Below are 18960 nucleotides of genomic sequence, written 5' to 3'. Positions count from 1 at the left end.
GGGTCGAGCCATGACCGAGCGGTGGGAATCGATGGAACTGCCGGTCGAGCTCGCCGACGCGATTCGATACGGGGCCGTGGCGACGATCGTCGGCCGCGATCCCGATTCGGTCGGCGAGCTCCGAACCGACGTCCTTCGGCTGGTCCCGCCGCTCACGCCCGGGCGGTATCTCATCGCCGCCCGGGATGTCGCCGCCGCGCTGCGCGCCGCGGCCGACGAGCTCGAATCCGATAACCAACCGTTGTAGGAGAACCCGAACCATGCACATTCTGAAACTCGCCGCCGCTGCCGTCACGGCGGCCGGTGCGACCGCGCTCGCCGCACCGGCCGCCCTCGCGGCGCCCGCGCCGGACGCCGCACATGTGGCCTGGCTGCCGCCGGAGTGGGCCCCGCACGAACTGAACGGGCGCCTGTTGATGATCGGCACTCACCAGACCATCGACCAGCAACTCGCGACCGCCGATAAGGCCTGCGCGGTGCTGCGCACCGACCCGACCGTGACCGGGAAGCGCGCCGCGTTCGAGGTGGTGGTCGACGCCGGATATCGCGACCCGTTCGCGTCCGGGTGGGCGCTCGGCTCGATGGCCGATGTTCGGTGCGCCGATCTGCGCTGGGTGCTCACGCACGCTCTCTGACCGTCCGCCGTGCGCGGACCGCGAGGCCGGGCCGGCGGTGCCCCGCTGGCCTGGCCTCGCGGCCGGACATTCAACCCGACACGAGGAAGCATGAAGATTCTCGATCAGATCAACGACTACCTCGCGGTGGCGGTGCTCGCGCTCGTTACCGCGCTGGTGATGGCCTGCGGCAACAAGGGTGCGGCGCCTCGCGATTGCCCGTACTGCCGCGGCGCGGGGTGCCCGCGCTGCGGATGGTCCGGCGACGCCGATTCCGACATCGACGACCAGGCCGCCGATGAGGTGGGGACGCGATGACCACCCACGAGACCCACGATCCCGAGGCCGGCCGCACGATCCGGATTAGCACCAACCGGCGCACCACCCACACCGTTGACGCGGAATTCCTCGCCGACGAGGCCGGGACCGACACCACGCTCGCCGACTTGCGCGCCGCGGTCGAGGCCTCGGCCGAGCTTCCCGATAACGCGCTCGTACAGGTGTGGGTCGATAAGAAGTGGCGCACGCCGGGCCGTGTCCGGGTCGAGTACTCGGTCGACGAGTCCGAGCTCGCGCACGAGTGCGGCCCGGACTGCTCTCCGGAGAACTGCGAGGCGGTCGAGGCCGAGCTCGCGGGATTCGATGCACCCGAACCGGCGTCGGCCGCGAACGATACGGACCCGGCCGCTCAGGCGGTGCGGTAATGGCCCTGAGTGCTGCCGTCGACCGCGACGTGAGCGTCCCGTGTGCGGGCGATCATGGTCCGTGGTTCTCGTCGGACCCGGCCGCGATCGCGTACGCGAAAGGCCAGTGTCGACGCTGCCCGGTCCGCCGCCGGTGTGGCGAGATCGCTCTCGCGCAAGAGCACTTGCGCGAAGGCGTCTACGCCGGTTTCAACGTGGCGAACACGCGGCAGCTCTGGGCCCTCGAGAAGTTGATCGGCACCACGTCGAAGGACACCACCCGCGGCACCGACGCCGGGAAGCTCCGCGTTCACACGTGCACGGAATGCGGCCGCGAGTTCGAGGGCGCGAAGCCCTGGGCGCGCTGCTGGCCGTGCCGTAGCGACCTTGCCGACCCGGCGCCGGTGCTGGCCCATCTCGACCGCCTTCGCGAGACCGGCGAGGCCTGGCGATCAATGAGCCTGCGCGCCGGGCTCGGCCCGAACACCGTCGCCAGCATCCGCCGCGGCGGCAAGTGGATTCAGAAAGCGACCGCGCGGGCGGTGCTCGCGCTCGAACCACACACCCCCGAGGAGGTCACCGCCCGTGATTGCCCGTAACCCGCGGCGCTGGCGCCGCGCCCGCCTGGTCGCTCACATGGTCCGGCTCGCCGGTCGCATGACTCGCAGGTGGGACACCGTAGCCGAGGCCACCGACACCCCGAGAGGAAACGCTCGTGACCTGTTCGCGTAACCACCCGACCCCGATCAGCACCGCGCCCGAGGAAATCGAGCCGTCGCGCCGACATATCGACCACACCGCCATTGCCGCGCTGTTCGGCGCCGCGCTCGACCAGTGCGTACCGTGCCAGCGCGCCGGGCTCGATGCGCTGGCGGCCGACCCGGCCGCCGCGGTGCGGCTCGTCGAAGTCGCGTGCGTCTCGCTGAGCGAAGTAATGGGCGGCATCCCAACCGATCTGGCGGCCAAGACGGAAGCACTCGGAATGGATCCCGCCTTCGCCGCACTGGCTACCGCCGGTGTCGGTGGCCATAACGACGCCATGTACAAGCTCGGCGCCGAGATGGGCCCGGCACAGCTTCGCGCCGCCGCCGAGTGCGGGCTCGACCTGTTGCTCGGCTCGGTCATGGCGGTTGTCCTGCCGCCGGCAATTGCGGGACCCGGCCGATGACCGGCTTTCGCGTGTCGGCACTGGATCAGGACGCATTCGACGCCGCGCTCGACCTGATCGGCCGAACCGGTGCGCGCGCGCTCGAAATCGGATACGTCGGCAACGACGACGAGCCCGCGGATAAGGCCAAATGGTGGGCCCGCGCGGAATACCGCGGCGCGCGAATTTTCACCGAAGGCCACCGCGGGCCGGTCGTCGCAACCGAGCAACTCGCCCGCGAGTTGCTCGACCGCGGGCAGTGCCGCAACTGCGGTGGCGTGATCACCCTCAGCGACAACCCACCCGCCCCACCGGCGCGGGTGCTGCTGGACGGAACCCACATCGACGCCGAGGCCGCGGGCAAGGCCGGTCATTGCCGTTGGAGACGGCACGGGCCCCGTTGGGTCCGCGGGTGCGCTGATACCCGCCCGGGCCCGGAACCGCCGGACCGGTCATGAGCACCGGCCGCCGCGGCGACGACCGCGATGTGTTGCTCGGCCCCTGGCCGGGCAGCACCACCCAACCGCGCGCGCCGCGGCGGCCGGTGCAACTTCCCATTTACCCGCGCCGCCCGCGTGCGGGCATTCCGCGGCACTACACCACCGACAAGTACGGCAATCGCGCCCTCATGGATTGCCGCGAGTGCCGTACGCCCTGGGCGCCCGGCGTCGAGATTCCGCGCGACCGGCTCTGTAGCCGATGCCGCCCGCCCGACAACCAACTCGCCCTTATCCCGCTTTCCGAACTGGACGAAACATGAATCCCGCTCGTACCACCGAAACCACGTTCGATGTGCCCGACGCCGCGCTCGCGGTGGGCGAACTCCCGGACGGCACCCCGGCCCGGCTGGCGGTGCAGTGCGCCCGCTGCGGCGGATGGCTGGTGACGCCGAAATCGATCCGGAACCGGCTCGGCCCGGTGTGCTCCGAGCACGCCACGGCCGACCCGATGGCCGGCGAGCCCGGCCTGTTCGAGCTCGAAGAAACACAGGAGGCCTAATGGCGCGTTCGTACCATCGCACCCGGCTCAACATCTGGGACCGCGACGCCTATCTCGACCTCTCCCCGGGCGCACAGCATCTGCACTATGTGTTGTCCACGCACGGTGACCTGTCCTATGCCGGCGTCGTGGACTGGCGCCCGAAGCGGCTCGCCGCCCGGGCCCGCGGCTGGACCGAGATCGCCATCCGCACCGCCGCGGCCGAGCTCGACGACTCCGGAATCGTGCTGTTCGACGACGACACGGAAGAGGCGTTCGCCGCGTGGCACATCGCCGATGACGAGATCCTCGTCAACCCGAAACTCGCGGTAGCGCTCTCGAATGCGTACGGCTCGGTAGCGTCGCGGCGCCTGCGCGCCGCCGTGGTGACCGCGATTCAGGAGGTCCGCAAGACCGAACCGGATTACTCATCCTGGACGCACGCCATCAGCAATAAGCACCTTGAGCGATTGCTCTCGCTGCCGGGTCTGGATCAGTACGAGATCACCAATCGGATTGGTAATCCGATTGGTGACGACATCGGCAACGGCATGGGCAACGACATCGCCAACGCGAAGGCCAACGGCTTTCCCAACGGCAACGCCGATGCCTCGGCGGTGCCGGTCACCAATGCCGAACGGTCCGGAACGCCGATGCCGACCCGGGACCGGATTACCAATCCGGATCGGTCCGGAACCTACCTAAGCCCCTTACCCGTAAACCCAACACCTGACGGGGGTTACGTAACCGGGGTACGTCACCAGGGCCCGACGAGTGCAGCGCCGGAGCTCGGCCCCGCCGCCATCGATGACGAGCTCGCCGGACATGCCCGTTCCGCCGAGGAGCGTCTCGGTCCCCGGCCCCCGGGGCACTGCGCGAGGCACCCCGGCGGCACCGGTGACCCGTGCCGCGCCTGCCAGACCGAGCGCCACAAGGCCGAACGCTGGGACAGCGAGCGCGCCGTCGTTCTCGACCTGCTCGTGAACGGCTGGCGCGCACAGGTCGCCGAGTGCCACCTGTGCGACCGGTCCGGCTGGCGCATACCGCCCGCCGAGCTCGACGACCCACCGCCCGCGAAGTGCACCCACACCGACCCGCTACCCGCCGATTGGCTCGCGCTGCTGTCCGCTGCCACCACCACACCCGAGGAGACCGGAACCCATGCCTGATATCGACCCCAACGACCACGACCAGGCCGTCGATGTGCCCGGGCCCGCGGCGCCGCCGATCGAGGGCGACGACCGAATCGGCGAGGCTCTCGCGGCCGAGCTCATGCCGGGATTGCTCGACACCATGACGCACCTCGGCGCCGAGGTCCGGCCGATTCTCGCGTCGTGCCTCGGCGCCGCGCTGCGGACCGGCCTCGCAACCGCCGGCCTCGCGATCGTCCCGGCCGCCGAGTACGCCGAGACCCGCGAGCGCGCCGAGGTCGACAACTTCCGCGTGAGCGAATACCAGACCATGGCCCGCGAGCGCTTGGCGCGCGTTCTCGCGTTGAATGGCGCGCTGATCGATATCGCGCGGCTCACCTGGGGCCCGGGCTCGACCGAATACGAGCACACCCGCGAGTGCCACAAGGCCGCCTGCCCGGCCTGCTGGGCCGAGGAGATCCGCCGCGTACTGCGCACGGTGGACGCATCGCACCCCGGCGGCCCGGACGCCGCGAGGCTCACGACGTTCGATACCGCGAAACACATCGTCGTCGACCGGCAAGCGGGAACGGTGTTCATCGACGGTTTCGAGCTCCCCTGGCTGATCGCTCACGCCGGGCCCGCGGTCGAGGCCGGCGACCCGAACCGGGTCACGCTGACGCTGCTGTCCGAAAGTGTCGAGGTCATCCGATGAATCGCGACCAGGCCGCGGCGCCCGAATACGGCTACCGCTACACCGAATCCGGGCACGTCTTCCCGCTGTCCGGGCTCAACCACGACGCCGCTTCCGGCGTGGTCTACGAACGCCGACACAACCAGGGACTCAACGGCACGAAACCGAGCGTCGAGCTCGTCGAGCTCGGCCCGGACGGCTGGCGCCCCGTATCGCTCGCCGAAGGAATGGCCGCCGATGTCTGAGCCCGCCGAACTGCTCGCCGACGCGCTCAAGGGCGCGGCCGATCGGATATCGCTGCTACAACCCTCGCGTAGTCGGTTCTGGCTGCCGGTCGCGCGGCAGGTCACCGAACAGGGATGGATCGCCCCGGAACGCGCCGCCGAGCTGCTCGCCCTGGTCGATGATTTCGCCGACCCCGACCCGTGCGAGAACATCGACCACCACGGCAATTGCCAGACGCATCTCTGGTTCGGCGAGGGTCGCTGCCCGCACGCCCGCGCAGCCGAGCTCCGGAAGGGGCCGGCCGATGGCTGAGCTCACACCGCTACAGCGTGCGCTCGCGGGCGCGATCGAGTTCGCACGTCGGCACGGCGTCGACAAGGACATCGGCCCCGACGATTTCGGTATTCAGCGCAGCGACGCCGGGTTCACGCACGCAACCCACGTGGACCGAGAGCACGTGATCATCGCGGTTCTGTGGGATGGCGAAGAACCGCGGTACGGCGTCGGCCCGATCGATTGGATTCACAACGAGCCGATGCAGCACCCCGACCCGTGCGCGGTGTGCGTCCAGACCGGCGAGCCCACACCCGCTGAGCGGCTCGTCGAGGCGCTCGACGGCGCGGCCGAGGCCCTCGCGCGGGTCGGCATCGACATATCGGCGTACGCACCGGCAGCGGTCGACGAGCAAGGCCTCGCGCAGTGAGCGGCATCGGCGGGCACGAGTCGCGGCGCCGCGGCTCGAACGTCTGGCTCACGCCCCGCGGAATCATCGAGGCGCTCGGTCCGTTCGACCTGGACCCGTGCGCCGCGGCCCCGCGACCGTGGGACACCGCGGCGCGGCATATCGCCCCACCCGACGACGGGCTCGCCGCGCCATGGTCCGGCCGGGTCTGGCTCAATCCGCCGTATATCGAGGCCGGCCTCTGGCTGTCCAAGCTCGCCGACCACGGCACCGGCACCGCGCTCACGTTCGCGCGGGTCGAAACGGCATGGTTCGCCGAGCACATCTGGCGGCGGGCAACCGCGCTGCTGTTCCTACGCGGCCGACTCCGGTTCTGCCTGCCGTCCGGCGAGCCGAGCCGGGACAACGCCGGGGCGCCGAGCGTGCTCGCCGCGTACGGGCTCGACGACGCGATACGGCTCGCCGGTCTCAACCTGCCCGGAACCTACGTCGCGCAGTGGCGGAACGCATGAGCGGGCGCGCGACGATCGAGCTCCCCTGGTCCCGGCCGCCCCTGTCGATGAACGACCGCGGCCGCACGGCCGGCGCCGTGTTCGCCAAGGCCCGGATCCTCGCAACGGTCCGGGCAACCACACAGATGCTCGCCCGGGCCGAGGAGTTGCCGCGCGGCGTCGCGCACGTAACCGTGCACCTGCACTACCGGCCGCGCGATCGTCGTCGGCGCGATACCGACAATCTCGTCGCGACGCTCAAACCGATCTGCGACGCGCTCGCGGCCGGTACCACGAAGCATCCGGGCTACGGGATGGTGCCCGACGACATACCGGCATTCATGGCGAAGCCCGAGCCGGTCATTCACGAGCCCGAGAAGGGCAAGGGCGGCGCGCTGTGGCTCGAAATCTCGTGGACCGAAACCGATTCCGAGGAGAGCGAGTCATGACCGGCGAGGAGAAGCGCGCCCTTGTCGCGCAAGCGCTCACCGAGCGAGCCGACGAGCTCGCCGCGGCGGGCGATCGCATGGCGGTCGACGCCGGTTCCGCGGTGGTGGCCGCGGGAATGAAGCTCGCCGCCGAGCACCTACGCGCGTACATCGCACACCGTTTGCCATTCGAGTACGAGGAGGACTGAACCCATGGAGACCCGGAATCCGGAACAGGACGTGATAGATGCGATAGCCGAGCTCGAGGCGCTCGACGAGCCGGACGAAATCCACGAGCTCGTACGCCACCAGCTCGAGGAGGGACGCAGACGCGAGGCCGCCGCGCGCGACCTCGAGCTCGAGGCGCTGGCCGCCGCGTGGGCTCGCCATGCGGTCGACGTGGCAATCGCCATGTTCATACGGCGGCGGACCCGGCGGGTATCGCTACGCCGGGTCTGCCTGTGGACCGGCCGCCCGTACCCGCGCAGTGTCGACACGCGAGCGCTGCGGCCGATCTACGACCGGCGAATGATGCCCCTGTCGGCATACCTCGGGCCGATGCTGACCAGCGCGCTCGACGATCCGGCTGTACGTATGCCCGTGCTCCCGGCCGCTACCGGTCCGGTGTGCGCGCCTCGGCCGCCCGAGCCTCGGCCGCTGCGCGACTGGCTCACTATGTCGATTCCGGGAGTGATCACTCCGTGGCAGGCGGCCTTACTCGGGAACACCCTATGACCGGTGCCGACTCCGACCACCTGTTTCTGTCCCGGCCCGAGTGTCGGCAACTGGTGAAACTGCTACGCCGGATCCCGGCCGTAGTCGATGAGCTCGCCATCGTGATCACCCGGCAGGCGCACACCCACAAGGCCGGCCTCGGCCCGGGCGGCCGGGCGCACCCCCGCTCCCGGCCGCCGCTGCACGAGGGCGCATGGATCGCGGGCGCCGAGCTGCACAGCGAGCTATCCGGGTGGGTCCGGCTCGTCTGCGAACAGCGCGCCATGGACCCACCCGGCGCGAGCGATGTGCTCACCGCGGCGCGCTGGCTCGACCGGAACGTGATCGCGCTCGCGATGACCGAAGGCGCGGAAACCGCCTTGCTCGATATCGAGGCCGCGGTCATCGAGTGCGACGCCCTGATCGACCTGCCACCCGACGATCACGTACACATCGACCGGGCGGCACTACGGGCCGCGAACAACAGCATTGTGACCGCGTACCAAGTCGAGAAAATCGCCGGGAAGCTCGGCGAGCCCGGCCGCGGGCTCACCCGTGACCGGGTGCGCTACCTCGAGAAGCACGGTCTCACCGTCGCCGCCCGCGACGGCGACACGAAGTTCTACCGGCTCGGCGATGTGCTGGTAGCGCACATGAAACGCAGCACCCGGCCGCGCGGCGGGTCGACGGTATGAGAACGGCGCAGCGGTTCACGGCGTGGCTGCCGTGCCCAAGGTGCGGGCGGTTCGAGTGCCATAAGATGCGACCACCTCGGCCGGCCCCGACCGACGCCGAGCTCGAGGAGTGGGGCCGCACGGTCGACCGGCTCGCGGTGCGCGCGTTCGGCGCCGGTGTGGTCCGGGTGATCGAGCATCCGCCGCGCCCGGCCGATGAATCCGAATACGAAGTCGTCCGTATCTGCCGATGCGGGCATGAATGGGGGATGGTGTGACCATCGCGGAATTCATCGCCGCGCGGATCGCCGAAGACGAGTCGACGGCGCACGCGGCGGCACTCGTGGACGACGAGGGTCCATCGTGGCGCGTCCGGAAAATCGAGCACCAAGGCATGTACGTGTTCGGCGAGCACCAAGTCGTACCGCCCGGTGGGCGCCTCGGGCGCCTCGGCCTCGAGGCGGACGCGCAGACCGAGCACATTGCTCGCCACGATCCGGCGCGCGAGCTCCGGCGCATCGACCACGATCGCAAGGTGCTCGCCCGACACTCGCCGCTGCCGACGCTGCCGGGCGTGCACCTGTTCGGCCGCACGCCGGGCCCGGTATGCGCAGGTTGCGGGCACCGTGGCAACGGAGTGGGCCCGCTGAATTGGCCGTGCGTCGAGGTGCGCGAGCTCGCGGCTATCTGGGACGACCACCCCGACTATCAGCAGGAGTGGGCACCATGAGCGAAGCACCGACCCGCACGGTTGCCGTAGGCGAACTACAGCCCGGCGACCAAATTACGAACTCCGGCACCTACTACGAAGGCGCGATAGTGGCCGCCACCGCCGCCGAAAAGCACGAGCCGGGCATCGGTATCTACGTCGAGGTGCCGCTGACCCGGGGCGACTCGATAAAGCTGGACGGGTGGGGCGCCGAGGTAACCATCACCGACACCCGAGGAGCGGACCAGGTATGAGCGACGAATTCGACGGCGTGGATTGGGACGCGCCACTCATCGGCCACGATTACGCGGTGCTGCCGGACGGGCGCGTTCCGGTGTACGTCTTCATGACCGTTGAGGACCAGGCGCACAGCGTAACCCCCTGGCACACCTACGAGAACGCGCTCATTCTCTCGGCCGCCGAGATCGGCCGCGACTGCGATATACCGCCCGGCGAAGTGCTCGACCGCGAGTTCACCGCGGCCGGTTCACAGGCCGGACCGCTGCACGACTTCCGGCTCGTGCACGATCCGCGCAAGTAGGATGAGACGCGGGAAAGCCCCGGCGGGTAGCTGCCGCCGGGGCTTTCTCGTTACTGCTGTTCCTCGAACCGAATCACTTCCACCGTGGCCCAAAACCGGGTGAGAGCTTCATCCGCGATGTCCCCGTACCAGGATTGGACGTTGGCCATTCGGACCATGACCAGGGCATTCAGCCAATCGAGCATGAGCTGATCAACCTTGTACCTCCGATCGTCATCGGCGGGCATGTCCCGGAGAACCTCCCGGGCTCGTACCACCATCTCGAGCGATCGGCCGGGCTTGAAGTACCCGCCCCGAACGTCGGGAATCTCGATCGGAAGCGGAAGCGCGGTAAGGAGCATCTTCCGAAGCTCCCGATACGCCTCATAGAGGCGCTTGACGCGGTTCTCGGTCATCCGAGTTCCTTTCTCTCTGTGTACTTTTCAATGTGTTTGTCGGCTCTCGCTGACATCTCCTATTATGCCAATTCAGTTGGCATAGCGCAAGTTGATTGGCCAACTAATTTGGCCTATATTTGGGGCATGGACGAACTCGACCAGGCACTCGCGGAGCTCGAACGCGCCGAGGCGCGCGTCAATGAGGTGGTGCTCGAGATGATGCGCACCGGCAAGCGCGGCATACAGGCCGAGCTCGCACGACGGACCGGGAAGTCACGCGAGTACTTCCGCCTCATGGCTCGCGAGAACGGGCTGTGACGCGCGATACGTGAGCCTGCTTGACACCGGTTGTCCCTGCCAGCACTCTTATGGTGCGGCAGGAATCCACCCACAATGCGGGTGAGCCTCCGCATTCCAAGCCGCTGCCAGCGACGCACCCCTCAGCATGCGACCGGCAGCGGCTTTCTTCTTGCCCGGATTCGGGCCACCACGCCGAGGAGCACCGCCCATGTTCTCTAGCCTGTCTGCCGCTGCCGCCGCGCTCCCGTGGCCGGCCCTCGCCGGCCTCGCGGCCGATGCCGTGGTTCTGATCATCACTGCTCTGATCTGAACCGCCGCGGGCCCGGCCCGCCCCTGGACTTCGCAGCGCGTCAAACCGGCCCCAACCTTCCGGCAAGCACCCCAACGGGCGAGCCTCCCGCGCCCCGCAAGCTCGGCATCGGGCCGAGTGGGCCCGCTGCGCGCTGCGAAGTTCCACCCCGACAATCCCGATGGAGCTCCGATGTCCGAACCATTCCGCCGCTGGCTGGCTGGTGTCGTCGGCGCGCTGCGCGAGCGCCTGGCCCCGCTGCCCGATCTGCTGTATCCGAACTACACCAGGCGGACGCAGGTCGACCAGTTCGACGACAGAACCGTTCACCGCCTCCCCGAGATGTGGAGCGACGAGCGTCCGCACGATATGACGCCGGACTGCTGGTGCGAGCCCGAGCTCGGCCGCTACAAAGAGACCGAGCTCGCCGAGATTCGGCACCGGCGCCCGGTCGCGGCTCAGGCCATCGGCGATCCGCGATGGTCGGTAGTCGGTTCGTCGTGGACGCTGCCCGACGATCCGTTCGACCCGTCCCAGCGGGGCGACCTCAAGTACCCGTTGCCTAAGCCGCGGTGGCAGCAATGAGGCTGCCGCGATGGATGACGCGCCGTTACCCGTGCCCGCGCTACATCTGCGAGCGGTGCGGGCGCCCGGCGAGCACGGCCGACCAGCACCCCCCGCCACCACCGCCGCCCGGGCCCGGACAAGGGCGGGCGCGCTGACACAGCGGCGTACCACCACACAGCGCGGGCTCGGCTGGCGCCACCAGCAGGAGCGCGAGCGCCTACTTGCTCGGCACCGCGAGGGCACGCGGTGTTGGTGGTGCGGCGACCCGATGTACCGCGCCCAGGCACTCGACGCCGATCACTCTCAGGCCCGGGCTCGCGGCGGCACCGTCGCCGACCGGTTGCTACATGCCAAGTGCAACAAGGAGCGCGGCGCCGGTGACCGCGACCACCTTCGGCCGGCGCTGCTCCGGAGCACCGGCGGCCACGCGGGCAACGTCCTCCCCTGGGGCGCATAACCGCAGGTCAGGGCACTATTTCGGCAAAACCGCAGGTCAGGGCCATAATATTCGACCCCCCGGGGCCCTGACTCGACGGCGGTAGTCAGGATTTTTTTTCACACAGGCCGAAAAATCGGCGGGTAGGGGGTGATTTCGTGGCCCCTGACCTCGAAAAAGGTGGCACCGAGCTCTACGAATCACTCTGTAGCGCAACGGATTCGGTCGAAATCCGGGCCCTGATTACCGAGTGTTCACGCATGAAAGACCGCCTTGACCTGCTAAATCGCGTGATTTCGGGCGATGAAGACGTGTGGATGAGGCTCGTTTCGTCGCGGAACAGCGACGACATTCTCGAAATCCGCATCGACGCGGCTGCCGTCGAGGCCCGGCAGCTCGCTACGGCGTGGCGCCAGATGCTCGCCGAGGTCGCCAAGCGTCGCGGCGAGTCCGGCGGTGGCGACGACGATGACCCGCTCGCTGATATCTGACGCCGATATCGACGGCGAGTTCGCCGCGATCATCGCCGCCGAGTGGCCGAAGCTCACCGGGCGGCAGTCGCCGGCGGCCGTGCTGTTCACACCGGGCGACCCGGACCTCGGCCAACGCGCCGCGAAGCTCGGCAAGCTCTCGGCCTCCCACATCCGGGTCATGCCCTGGCAAGGCTGGGCGCTCGATCGGATCATGAGCCGGAATCCGGACGGGACGTGGACGCACCCCGAGTGCTGCCTGATCGTCCCGCGCCAGAATGGTAAGTCGCTGGTCCTGGTGCTGCGCGTGCTCTATGGCCTGTTCAAGCTCGGCGAGAACATCATCTTTTCGGCGCACCAGTGGATGACCGCTAAGGCGCTGTGGAAACGCGCATGGCACATCGTGAAGACGACGCCATGGATGCGCAAGCGCGTCGTCGGGCACACGTGCTCACAAGGGCGCGGAACCATCGAGCTCGCCTCGGGCGCCGAGGCGGTTTTCACGACGCGCTCGGCGAACCTCGGCCGCGGCCTGGAAACCATCGACCTCGAGATTTACGACGAGGCGTACGACTTGACCGAGGCCGACATGTCGGCCCTGTCGCCAACCAAGATGAACGCGAGCGACCCGCAGACGATTTACACGTCGAGCGCGGTCAACGTGGACCAACACCCGAACGGGCACGTACTCGCCGCGGTGCGCCGCCGCGGCCAAGCCCGCACCGAGCCCGGCCTGTTCTTCGCCGAGTGGATGGCGGCCGGTGGTGACCGGGCATCGCCGAAAACGTGGGCCGCGGCGAATCCGAGCTACGGCGTCATTGCGACCGACAAGAAGCTCGAGGCGGAGTTTCGGAAGTTCTCGACCCCGGCCGGTCGCAAGGTGTTCGACACCGAGTACCTCGGCCGCGGCGACTGGCCGGCCGACTCCGAGGATCTACCGCCGGCGGTGCCGGTCGATGTCTGGGGAACCATGACCGAACTTCGCGTGAAGGTGCGCGGGCCGATCGCGCTCGCGGTGGACATGACCCCCGATCTGCGAGTGTGCGCGCTCGGCGCCGCGACGTGGACCGAGGCCGAGCGCATCCGGGTCGAGCTCGGTTATCACGGATCACCGACAGATGTCGTCGAGCGAATCGTCGACCTGGTGGACCGGTGGGACCCGTGCGCGGTGGTCATCAACTCGTCGAGCCCGGCGAAGTCGCTCGTACAGAAACTGATCACGTTCGGTATCGAGCCGGAGATCACCACCGCGGCCGACGCGGCCGACGCAACGGTCGGGTTCGTCGATGACGCGCTTGCCGGTCGCCTGTCCCACGGTGGCGACGACCGGATCGTCGAGGCGCTCGGCGAGGCGCAGACACGGGAGATGACCGGCGGCCGGATCGGGTGGAACTACGCAAAGAGCGAGATCACCCGCGTGCAGGTGATCACCCTCGCGCGGTGGGGACTGCTGACGTTCGGGCTCGATCGCATCCCACCGCAGATGCCGACACAGGCGGACGAGACCGAGCTCGTCGAGGACGAGCTCATGGTCATGGGCTTCTAGACGGGAGGTGAGAGCGTGGCGAAGTCGAGCAAGTCCCCGACAATGCCGACCGCCGAAATCGGCTACGGCACAGACGGATACGGCTACAGCGGCGACATCACGTTCTGGCAATCCGCCGAGGAAACACCCGAGCTCCGCTGGCCGCTGAGCGTGCGCGTGTTCCGCCGGATGGAACGGCAGGATGCGCAGATCATCTCGGTAATGCGCGCGGTCAAGCTGCCGATTCGGCGTACACCGTGGCGGATCGATCCGGCCGGCGCCCGGCCCGAGGTGGTCGAGCACATCGCGACTGACCTCGGCCTGCCGATCAAGGGCCGGCCGGAGATACCGCGGCGGCGCCGCGGCCGGTTCTCGTGGTCGGAACATCTGGCATCCGCGCTGCTGTGCCTGCGCTACGGTCACCAGTTTTTCGAACAGGTCTATCGGATCGACGAGGCCGGGCTCTACCACCTGCGCAAGCTGGGCCCGCGGTTGTCCGAAACCATCTCCGATATACAGGTCGACCGCGACGGCGGCCTGATCAGCGTCGAACAATACGGATTCGGCGAGACCGCGCACGCGACCCGGATTCCGGTCGAGCGGCTGGTCGCCTACGTCGTCGAGCGGGAGGGCGGCGACTGGACGGGCAACAGTCTGCTGCGCCCGGCCTACAAGAACTGGATTATCAAGGACCGGTTGCTACGGGTGCAGGCACAGACCATCGAACGTAATGGGATGGGGGTGCCGGTCTACGAGGGCGGACCGCAGGACGATCAGCGGCAGCTCGAGGCCGGCAAGAAGATCGCGCAGAGCTACAAATCCGGCTCGGCCTCGGGCGCATCGACCCCGTACGGTGCCAAGCTCCGGCTCGCGGGCGTCGAGGGGAATTTGCCCGACGCTCAGCCAGCGATCGACTACCACGATTCGCAGATCGGCAAGAGCGTGCTCGCGCACTTCTTGAACCTCGGCGACAAGACCGCGAGCTACGCACTCGGCGATACCTTCCGCGACTTCTTCACGATGAGTCTGCAATCGGTCGCGCAACTGGTCTGCGACACCGCACAGGCGCACATCATCGAGGATTTGGTCGATGCGAACTGGGGTGTAGACGAACCGGCGCCGCGGCTCGTGTTCGACGAGATCGGAAGCAAACAGGCCGCCACCGCCGCTGCGGTCAAGATCCTGGTCGACGCCGGGATTCTCACCCCGGGCGAGGAGCTCGAACAAGCCACGCGGCAGGACTACGGGCTACCCGCGAAACCGGACGACGAGGACGACGAGCCCGCCGAGCCTGCTCCCGCACTCGCGCCGGTCGCGCGCCGGCGGATGCGTGCTGCCCGCATCGAAACGAATGGAGCGCTGACGCTGTGGTGAAGAACTACACCGAACGGGCCCGCAGGAAGGATCCGGGCCCGTGGTACCGAATCCGCAATAGCGCCGACGCCGGGGCCGAGGTACTGATCTACGACGAGATAGATCCGTGGTGGGGCGTCTCGGCGAATGACTTCGCGCGCGACCTGGCGATGATCGACGCCGCGACGATCACGGTCCGGATCAACTCCCCCGGCGGCGATGTGTACGAGGGTCTCGCGATCCTGAACTCGCTGCGCGGGCACCGGGCCCGGATCGTCACCGTCGTTGATGGGCTGGCGGCGTCGGCCGCGAGCTTTATCGCGATGGCCGGCGATGAGGTGGTCGTCTGCCGCAACGCCGAGATGATGATCCACGACGCGAGCGTGTATGCCGGCGGAAACGCAGAGACGATGCGCAAGCACGCCGAGAACCTCGATCGAATCTCGGACAACATCGCCAGCATCTACGCCGGGCGCGCCGGGGGCACCGCGGAGGACTGGCGCGCGGTCATGCGCGCCGAAACCTGGTTCTCGGCGAGCGAGGCGGTCGCCGCCGGCCTCGCCGATCGAACCGAGCTCGCGCCGAGCACCGAGCTCGCGCCGGTCGCGCGATTCGACCTGTCGCGATTCCAATACGCCGGGCGCCGCGCCGCGCCGGCACCCCATACCCCCTCAGCCACCGAGGCCGAGGCCGAAAAGAAGGGAACGCGCATGACACTGCCTGTTGCCATCGCGAAGCGCCTCGGCGTCGCCGAGGATGCCGACGAGACCGCCATCGCCGCGGCGCTGGACGCCGCACTGGCCGCGCGGCCGAAGGACGCGATCACTCCGGTACAGCTCCCGTTCAACGACAACGACATCGCGTTTCTGCGCGTGCTCGTCGCGTCCGGGCCCGAACTGCTGAGCACCGCGACCGCGGCAACCAGCGAGGGTGTGTCTCCGGATGTGGCCGCGCTGGCTCAGCCGATCGTCGATTCGTTCGAGGAGGCCATCGCCACTGCGAACGAGGCGCTCGAGGTGTGGGGGCAGAAATCCGAGCCCGAGCCGGCCCCGGCCCCGGCCGAGCCGGCCCCGGCATCGAATGCGCCGGCGAACGGCGCGCGGCTTCCCGCCGGTGTGGTCGCGATCGACTCGGCCGCGCTCGACGTGCTTCGCGGGCAGGCCGCGCGCGGCGACCAGGCGCGCGCCGAACAGGAGCGCGACGCGCGAGTCGCCGCGGTCGACAGGGCGATTCACACCGGCCGCATCGCCCCCGCGGACCGCGCGAAGTGGCTCGACCGAATCGAAAAGGTTCCGGCCGAGGCCGCGGTACTGGCTTCGCTGGCCCCGGTATTTCCAGTCGGCGCCGAGATCGGCCACGCCGGAACCATCCACGACGACGACGGCGACACCGTTTACACGTCGCTGTTCGGAAAGGAGGCCTGACCTATGGCCGAACACACCGCAATCTACGAGCCCGGCGACGCGATCACCCTCACTGCCTCGGCGACCATCACCGGCGGGCAACTGGTCATCGTGTCCGGAAACAACACGGTCGCCCCGAGCTCGGCCGCATCCGCGGCATGGGCAGGCGTCGCCGCGTTCGACGCCGCGAACGGCGAGGCGGTCACGGTGCTTTCGGGCGGCGTGCGCGAGCTCGCCGCATCCGGCGCCATCGCCGCCGGCGCTCTCGTCATCCCGGCCGCCGCCGGTGCGGTCGCGACGATCGGCTCGGAAACCAATTACGGAATGGTCGTCGGAACCGCCCTCGCGGCGGCGTCCGGCGGCAAGGTCCGTGTGAAGCTCGCCCGCTGAAAGGACAGCACAGATGCCGTACACCTACCCGCCCGCGGCACCCTCCATCTCGGGCGACAACATCACCATTTCGCGGTTCCTCAAGGATCCGCAGTTGATCGCGCGCCGGTTGCGCACGCTGGCCGAACAGCGGTTCATCGCCGATGTTCTGCTGACCGGTCGATTCGACGCCGAAGGCGGCTCGATCGCCTACGAGGAAAGCGAATCGCTGTACTCGGACCGGCCGCCCGAGCCGGTCGCGCCCGGCGCCGAGTACCCGCTCACCTCCATCAGTGAGGGAACCGCGCAGTTGGCGCGCACCGCCAAGTGGGGCCGCGACGCCAAGATCACCGACGAGGCGATCGCCCGGCGCAAGATGGACCCGGTAAATCGCGGTATGGCGAAGATGGTCAATCAGATGGTGAAGACCATCGACTCGGTTGCCCTGGCCGCGATCGCTTCCCGCGTTACCCAGAGCTCGCCGGCCTCGGCGGAATGGGACGCGGACACCGCGAAGATTCTCCGTGACGTGCTCGTGGTCGTCGCGGAAATGCGCGCGCTGAACGAGGGCTACGAGCCCGACATCATCGTCGTTGACGATGTGACCTGGGCGCACGTGATGTCCGACGAGAAAATCGCGGCGCTGTTGTCGCGTGAGGACGGCATGGCGCCGATCTACACGGGCAACTTCCCGACGATCGCCGGATTGCGGTTCCTGCCGACGCCGAACCTGCCGACCGCCGGCTCGGCATGGGTGGTCGACTCGGCACAGCTCGGCGGCATGGCCGACGAGAAACTCGCCGGTCCGGGCTACTCGTCGGCCGGCGGAAGTATCCCGGGCGTCGAGGTGAAGAGCATCCGCGACGACGACAACGATCAGTGGAAAGTGCGGTCGCGGCGCGTGACCGTGCCCGTGGTCATCGAGCCCGATGCGGCATGGGAAATCACCGGAGTTGCGTCGTGAGCCTGACTGTCGCCGCCGCCCTGGTGGTCGCCGCCGATCACGCCGGGAAAGTGCGCTACTACTACCACGGCGCCACGGTGACCGATATCTCGGAAGCGGACCGCGCTCGTCTGGTCCGGTCCGGGATGCTCGTCGAAACCGCGGACGAGGATCCGCCGCTGCCCGACCCGGCGCCGGTCATCATCGGCGGCGGCGGGGGTGGCGGTAGTTCGTTCGCTCCGCTGCCCGCGGGCGGCGGTAGTGGTGAGGTCACCGTCGAGACCGGCAAGGCCGGCGCGGATGCCGACTCGCTCGGCGACGACCCGGGCGACGACGAGCTCGGCGAGCACCAGGCCGACGCCGAGGAGGTCGAGCGGCCGAAACAGGCAGCGCTGAAAGACGCATGGGTCGCCTATGCGGTTGCACGCGGGATGGACCCGGCCGAGGCCGAGGCCTTGAGCAAGGCCGAGCTCATCGCGCGAACGGTGTAGTTGTGGCGCTGGTCGAAGTCACCGAAGTTCAACGGGGCTGGCGCACGTTGGACGATGGCGAACAGGCCGACGCTCAGCTATTGATCGATGCCGCGGTCGCCTGGATACGCGACCCGGACCGCCGGCCGGACCTCGCCGAAGATGACCCGATCGCGAAACGTGTCGTGATCGAAGTCGTTCGCTCGGCGATGTCCGTCTCGGCGGATTTCCATAACCACACGTCCTACACCGACACCATGGGCCCATGGTCGCAGGGCGGGACGCTGGCGACGCCGGCCGGAACACTCATGTTCACCGAGGCACACGAGCGCATGCTCGGTATCTCGTCTCAGCCTGAGCCCCGCGGCGATTTCGGCGATCCGCCCGGGTACCGGTATCCCCCGTCGTGCCCGGTGCTGCCGTGAGCGAGACCGTGATCCGCCACCGCGGTGGCGGATACGACGGCGACGGCAACGAGATTCCCTGGACCGATGAGCCGCTCGAGGCGCTCGGCGTCGAACCGGGCGCGACCGCCGAGAATCTCGACCGCGGCCGGAACGGTCAGCAGGTCGCGTGCTCGGTCTACTTCGCGCCGGCGGTTGATCTGACCGGCGCCGACGAGCTCACCGTTCGAGGTGAGCGCTACCTAGTGCAGGTCGACCAGTGGCGACCGCGCCGCGGCCGGCGCACCGGCACGGTTGCACGCTGCACGCGAGGAGAGGGGTAACCCATGGCGAGCCGTCCGAAG

Annotated in this window: 35 protein-coding genes; 34 read left to right on the top strand and 1 reads right to left on the bottom strand. The window is 68.8% G+C overall.

The window, feature by feature from the left end; translation table 11 throughout:
• Positions 1 to 10 precede the first annotated feature (10 nt).
• From ACZ6SF_RS31225 to ACZ6SF_RS31115, 23 genes are all read left to right on the top strand, one after another.
• Positions 11 to 247 carry a hypothetical protein gene (locus ACZ6SF_RS31225; RefSeq protein ID WP_466067070.1) on the top strand — a complete coding sequence of 79 codons (237 nt, stop codon included), beginning with the start codon at positions 11 to 13 and terminating at the stop codon, positions 245 to 247.
• 13 nt (positions 248 to 260) lie between these two features.
• A complete protein-coding gene (locus tag ACZ6SF_RS31220) occupies positions 261 to 635 on the top strand; it encodes a hypothetical protein (RefSeq protein WP_466067068.1) in 375 nt (124 codons plus the stop codon).
• A gap of 90 nt (positions 636 to 725) precedes the next feature.
• Positions 726 to 932 carry a hypothetical protein gene (locus ACZ6SF_RS31215; protein ID WP_466067066.1) on the top strand — a complete coding sequence of 69 codons (207 nt, stop codon included), beginning with the start codon at positions 726 to 728 and terminating at the stop codon, positions 930 to 932.
• A complete protein-coding gene (locus ACZ6SF_RS31210; RefSeq protein ID WP_466067065.1) occupies positions 929 to 1318 on the top strand; it encodes a hypothetical protein in 390 nt (129 codons plus the stop codon). Before ACZ6SF_RS31215 ends, ACZ6SF_RS31210 begins: the two co-directional genes overlap by 4 nt.
• A complete protein-coding gene (locus ACZ6SF_RS31205) occupies positions 1318 to 1896 on the top strand; it encodes a WhiB family transcriptional regulator (RefSeq protein ID WP_466067063.1) in 579 nt (192 codons plus the stop codon). The genes ACZ6SF_RS31210 and ACZ6SF_RS31205 overlap by 1 nt, the downstream gene beginning before the upstream one ends.
• A 116-nt stretch (positions 1897 to 2012) precedes the next feature.
• Positions 2013 to 2465, top strand: coding sequence for a hypothetical protein (locus ACZ6SF_RS31200; protein ID WP_466067061.1), 453 nt, complete (start codon positions 2013 to 2015; stop codon positions 2463 to 2465).
• Entirely contained in the window at positions 2462 to 2902 is a 441-nt protein-coding gene (locus ACZ6SF_RS31195; protein ID WP_466067060.1) for a hypothetical protein, read from the top strand. The genes ACZ6SF_RS31200 and ACZ6SF_RS31195 overlap by 4 nt, the downstream gene beginning before the upstream one ends.
• Complete coding sequence (locus ACZ6SF_RS31190; protein ID WP_466067058.1) at positions 2899 to 3204, top strand: hypothetical protein; 306 nt, start codon at positions 2899 to 2901, stop codon at positions 3202 to 3204. Before ACZ6SF_RS31195 ends, ACZ6SF_RS31190 begins: the two co-directional genes overlap by 4 nt.
• A complete protein-coding gene (locus ACZ6SF_RS31185) occupies positions 3201 to 3443 on the top strand; it encodes a DUF6011 domain-containing protein (protein WP_466067056.1) in 243 nt (80 codons plus the stop codon). The genes ACZ6SF_RS31190 and ACZ6SF_RS31185 overlap by 4 nt, the downstream gene beginning before the upstream one ends.
• Positions 3443 to 4591 carry a hypothetical protein gene (locus tag ACZ6SF_RS31180; protein ID WP_466067054.1) on the top strand — a complete coding sequence of 383 codons (1149 nt, stop codon included), beginning with the start codon at positions 3443 to 3445 and terminating at the stop codon, positions 4589 to 4591. The genes ACZ6SF_RS31185 and ACZ6SF_RS31180 overlap by 1 nt, the downstream gene beginning before the upstream one ends.
• Positions 4584 to 5267 carry a hypothetical protein gene (locus ACZ6SF_RS31175; RefSeq protein ID WP_466067052.1) on the top strand — a complete coding sequence of 228 codons (684 nt, stop codon included), beginning with the start codon at positions 4584 to 4586 and terminating at the stop codon, positions 5265 to 5267. The genes ACZ6SF_RS31180 and ACZ6SF_RS31175 overlap by 8 nt, the downstream gene beginning before the upstream one ends.
• Positions 5264 to 5491, top strand: a complete 228-nt coding sequence (locus ACZ6SF_RS31170; RefSeq protein ID WP_466067050.1) for a hypothetical protein — start codon at positions 5264 to 5266, stop codon at positions 5489 to 5491. The genes ACZ6SF_RS31175 and ACZ6SF_RS31170 overlap by 4 nt, the downstream gene beginning before the upstream one ends.
• Entirely contained in the window at positions 5484 to 5783 is a 300-nt protein-coding gene (locus ACZ6SF_RS31165) for a hypothetical protein (protein ID WP_466067048.1), read from the top strand. The genes ACZ6SF_RS31170 and ACZ6SF_RS31165 overlap by 8 nt, the downstream gene beginning before the upstream one ends.
• Positions 5776 to 6174 carry a hypothetical protein gene (locus tag ACZ6SF_RS31160; protein ID WP_466067047.1) on the top strand — a complete coding sequence of 133 codons (399 nt, stop codon included), beginning with the start codon at positions 5776 to 5778 and terminating at the stop codon, positions 6172 to 6174. Before ACZ6SF_RS31165 ends, ACZ6SF_RS31160 begins: the two co-directional genes overlap by 8 nt.
• Entirely contained in the window at positions 6171 to 6665 is a 495-nt protein-coding gene (locus ACZ6SF_RS31155; RefSeq protein ID WP_466067046.1) for a DNA N-6-adenine-methyltransferase, read from the top strand. The genes ACZ6SF_RS31160 and ACZ6SF_RS31155 overlap by 4 nt, the downstream gene beginning before the upstream one ends.
• On the top strand, positions 6662 to 7093 hold the full coding sequence (locus ACZ6SF_RS31150; RefSeq protein WP_466067044.1) for a hypothetical protein: 432 nt from the start codon (positions 6662 to 6664) through the stop codon (positions 7091 to 7093). Before ACZ6SF_RS31155 ends, ACZ6SF_RS31150 begins: the two co-directional genes overlap by 4 nt.
• A complete protein-coding gene (locus ACZ6SF_RS31145) occupies positions 7090 to 7281 on the top strand; it encodes a hypothetical protein (protein ID WP_466067042.1) in 192 nt (63 codons plus the stop codon). Before ACZ6SF_RS31150 ends, ACZ6SF_RS31145 begins: the two co-directional genes overlap by 4 nt.
• 4 nt (positions 7282 to 7285) lie before the next feature.
• A complete protein-coding gene (locus ACZ6SF_RS31140) occupies positions 7286 to 7807 on the top strand; it encodes a hypothetical protein (RefSeq protein ID WP_466067041.1) in 522 nt (173 codons plus the stop codon).
• Positions 7804 to 8481 carry a hypothetical protein gene (locus ACZ6SF_RS31135; protein ID WP_466067039.1) on the top strand — a complete coding sequence of 226 codons (678 nt, stop codon included), beginning with the start codon at positions 7804 to 7806 and terminating at the stop codon, positions 8479 to 8481. Before ACZ6SF_RS31140 ends, ACZ6SF_RS31135 begins: the two co-directional genes overlap by 4 nt.
• Positions 8482 to 8546: 65 nt before the next feature.
• A complete protein-coding gene (locus tag ACZ6SF_RS31130) occupies positions 8547 to 8738 on the top strand; it encodes a hypothetical protein (protein WP_466067037.1) in 192 nt (63 codons plus the stop codon).
• Positions 8735 to 9190, top strand: coding sequence for a DUF6221 family protein (locus ACZ6SF_RS31125; protein WP_466067035.1), 456 nt, complete (start codon positions 8735 to 8737; stop codon positions 9188 to 9190). Before ACZ6SF_RS31130 ends, ACZ6SF_RS31125 begins: the two co-directional genes overlap by 4 nt.
• Entirely contained in the window at positions 9187 to 9423 is a 237-nt protein-coding gene (locus tag ACZ6SF_RS31120; protein WP_466067033.1) for a hypothetical protein, read from the top strand. Before ACZ6SF_RS31125 ends, ACZ6SF_RS31120 begins: the two co-directional genes overlap by 4 nt.
• Complete coding sequence (locus tag ACZ6SF_RS31115; RefSeq protein WP_466067031.1) at positions 9420 to 9710, top strand: hypothetical protein; 291 nt, start codon at positions 9420 to 9422, stop codon at positions 9708 to 9710. The genes ACZ6SF_RS31120 and ACZ6SF_RS31115 overlap by 4 nt, the downstream gene beginning before the upstream one ends.
• A 50-nt stretch (positions 9711 to 9760) precedes the next feature.
• Here the strand turns inward: ACZ6SF_RS31115 and ACZ6SF_RS31110 are convergent, their stop codons facing one another.
• Positions 9761 to 10105, bottom strand: coding sequence for a hypothetical protein (locus ACZ6SF_RS31110; protein WP_466067030.1), 345 nt, complete (start codon positions 10103 to 10105; stop codon positions 9761 to 9763).
• A gap of 126 nt (positions 10106 to 10231) precedes the next feature.
• On the opposite strand from ACZ6SF_RS31110, the gene ACZ6SF_RS31105 reads away from it, so the two are divergent.
• The 11 genes from ACZ6SF_RS31105 (at position 10232) to ACZ6SF_RS31055 (ending at position 18939) form a co-directional block, all read left to right on the top strand.
• Positions 10232 to 10405, top strand: a complete 174-nt coding sequence (locus ACZ6SF_RS31105; protein ID WP_466067028.1) for a hypothetical protein — start codon at positions 10232 to 10234, stop codon at positions 10403 to 10405.
• A 463-nt stretch (positions 10406 to 10868) separates the two neighbouring features.
• The gene (locus tag ACZ6SF_RS31100; RefSeq protein ID WP_466067026.1) at positions 10869 to 11261 is read left to right on the top strand and encodes a hypothetical protein; all 393 of its coding nucleotides are present in this window, start codon (positions 10869 to 10871) and stop codon (positions 11259 to 11261) included.
• A gap of 576 nt (positions 11262 to 11837) precedes the next feature.
• Positions 11838 to 12170 (top strand): hypothetical protein, encoded by a 333-nt coding sequence (locus ACZ6SF_RS31095; RefSeq protein WP_466067025.1) that lies wholly within the window; start codon positions 11838 to 11840, stop codon positions 12168 to 12170.
• The gene (locus ACZ6SF_RS31090; RefSeq protein ID WP_466067023.1) at positions 12148 to 13695 is read left to right on the top strand and encodes a hypothetical protein; all 1548 of its coding nucleotides are present in this window, start codon (positions 12148 to 12150) and stop codon (positions 13693 to 13695) included. Before ACZ6SF_RS31095 ends, ACZ6SF_RS31090 begins: the two co-directional genes overlap by 23 nt.
• Positions 13696 to 13710: 15 nt before the next feature.
• Positions 13711 to 15048 (top strand): phage portal protein family protein, encoded by a 1338-nt coding sequence (locus ACZ6SF_RS31085; protein WP_466067021.1) that lies wholly within the window; start codon positions 13711 to 13713, stop codon positions 15046 to 15048.
• Positions 15042 to 16451 carry a head maturation protease, ClpP-related gene (locus tag ACZ6SF_RS31080; RefSeq protein WP_466067020.1) on the top strand — a complete coding sequence of 470 codons (1410 nt, stop codon included), beginning with the start codon at positions 15042 to 15044 and terminating at the stop codon, positions 16449 to 16451. The genes ACZ6SF_RS31085 and ACZ6SF_RS31080 overlap by 7 nt, the downstream gene beginning before the upstream one ends.
• A 3-nt stretch (positions 16452 to 16454) precedes the next feature.
• Positions 16455 to 16820 (top strand): capsid cement protein, encoded by a 366-nt coding sequence (locus tag ACZ6SF_RS31075; RefSeq protein WP_466067018.1) that lies wholly within the window; start codon positions 16455 to 16457, stop codon positions 16818 to 16820.
• Positions 16821 to 16914: 94 nt separating this feature from the next.
• On the top strand, positions 16915 to 17763 hold the full coding sequence (locus tag ACZ6SF_RS31070; RefSeq protein WP_466067016.1) for a phage major capsid protein: 849 nt from the start codon (positions 16915 to 16917) through the stop codon (positions 17761 to 17763).
• Positions 17760 to 18233 (top strand): hypothetical protein, encoded by a 474-nt coding sequence (locus ACZ6SF_RS31065; protein ID WP_466067014.1) that lies wholly within the window; start codon positions 17760 to 17762, stop codon positions 18231 to 18233. The genes ACZ6SF_RS31070 and ACZ6SF_RS31065 overlap by 4 nt, the downstream gene beginning before the upstream one ends.
• Before the next feature lie 2 nt (positions 18234 to 18235).
• Positions 18236 to 18637 carry a hypothetical protein gene (locus ACZ6SF_RS31060; RefSeq protein WP_466067013.1) on the top strand — a complete coding sequence of 134 codons (402 nt, stop codon included), beginning with the start codon at positions 18236 to 18238 and terminating at the stop codon, positions 18635 to 18637.
• Complete coding sequence (locus tag ACZ6SF_RS31055) at positions 18634 to 18939, top strand: hypothetical protein (RefSeq protein ID WP_466067011.1); 306 nt, start codon at positions 18634 to 18636, stop codon at positions 18937 to 18939. Before ACZ6SF_RS31060 ends, ACZ6SF_RS31055 begins: the two co-directional genes overlap by 4 nt.
• Positions 18940 to 18960: the final 21 nt, after the last annotated feature.

The organism is Nocardia sp. NPDC049935 (assembly GCF_055586645.1).
The sequence above is the reverse complement of the archived record's forward strand: the minus strand, read 5'-3'. Positions and strand labels throughout refer to the sequence as shown.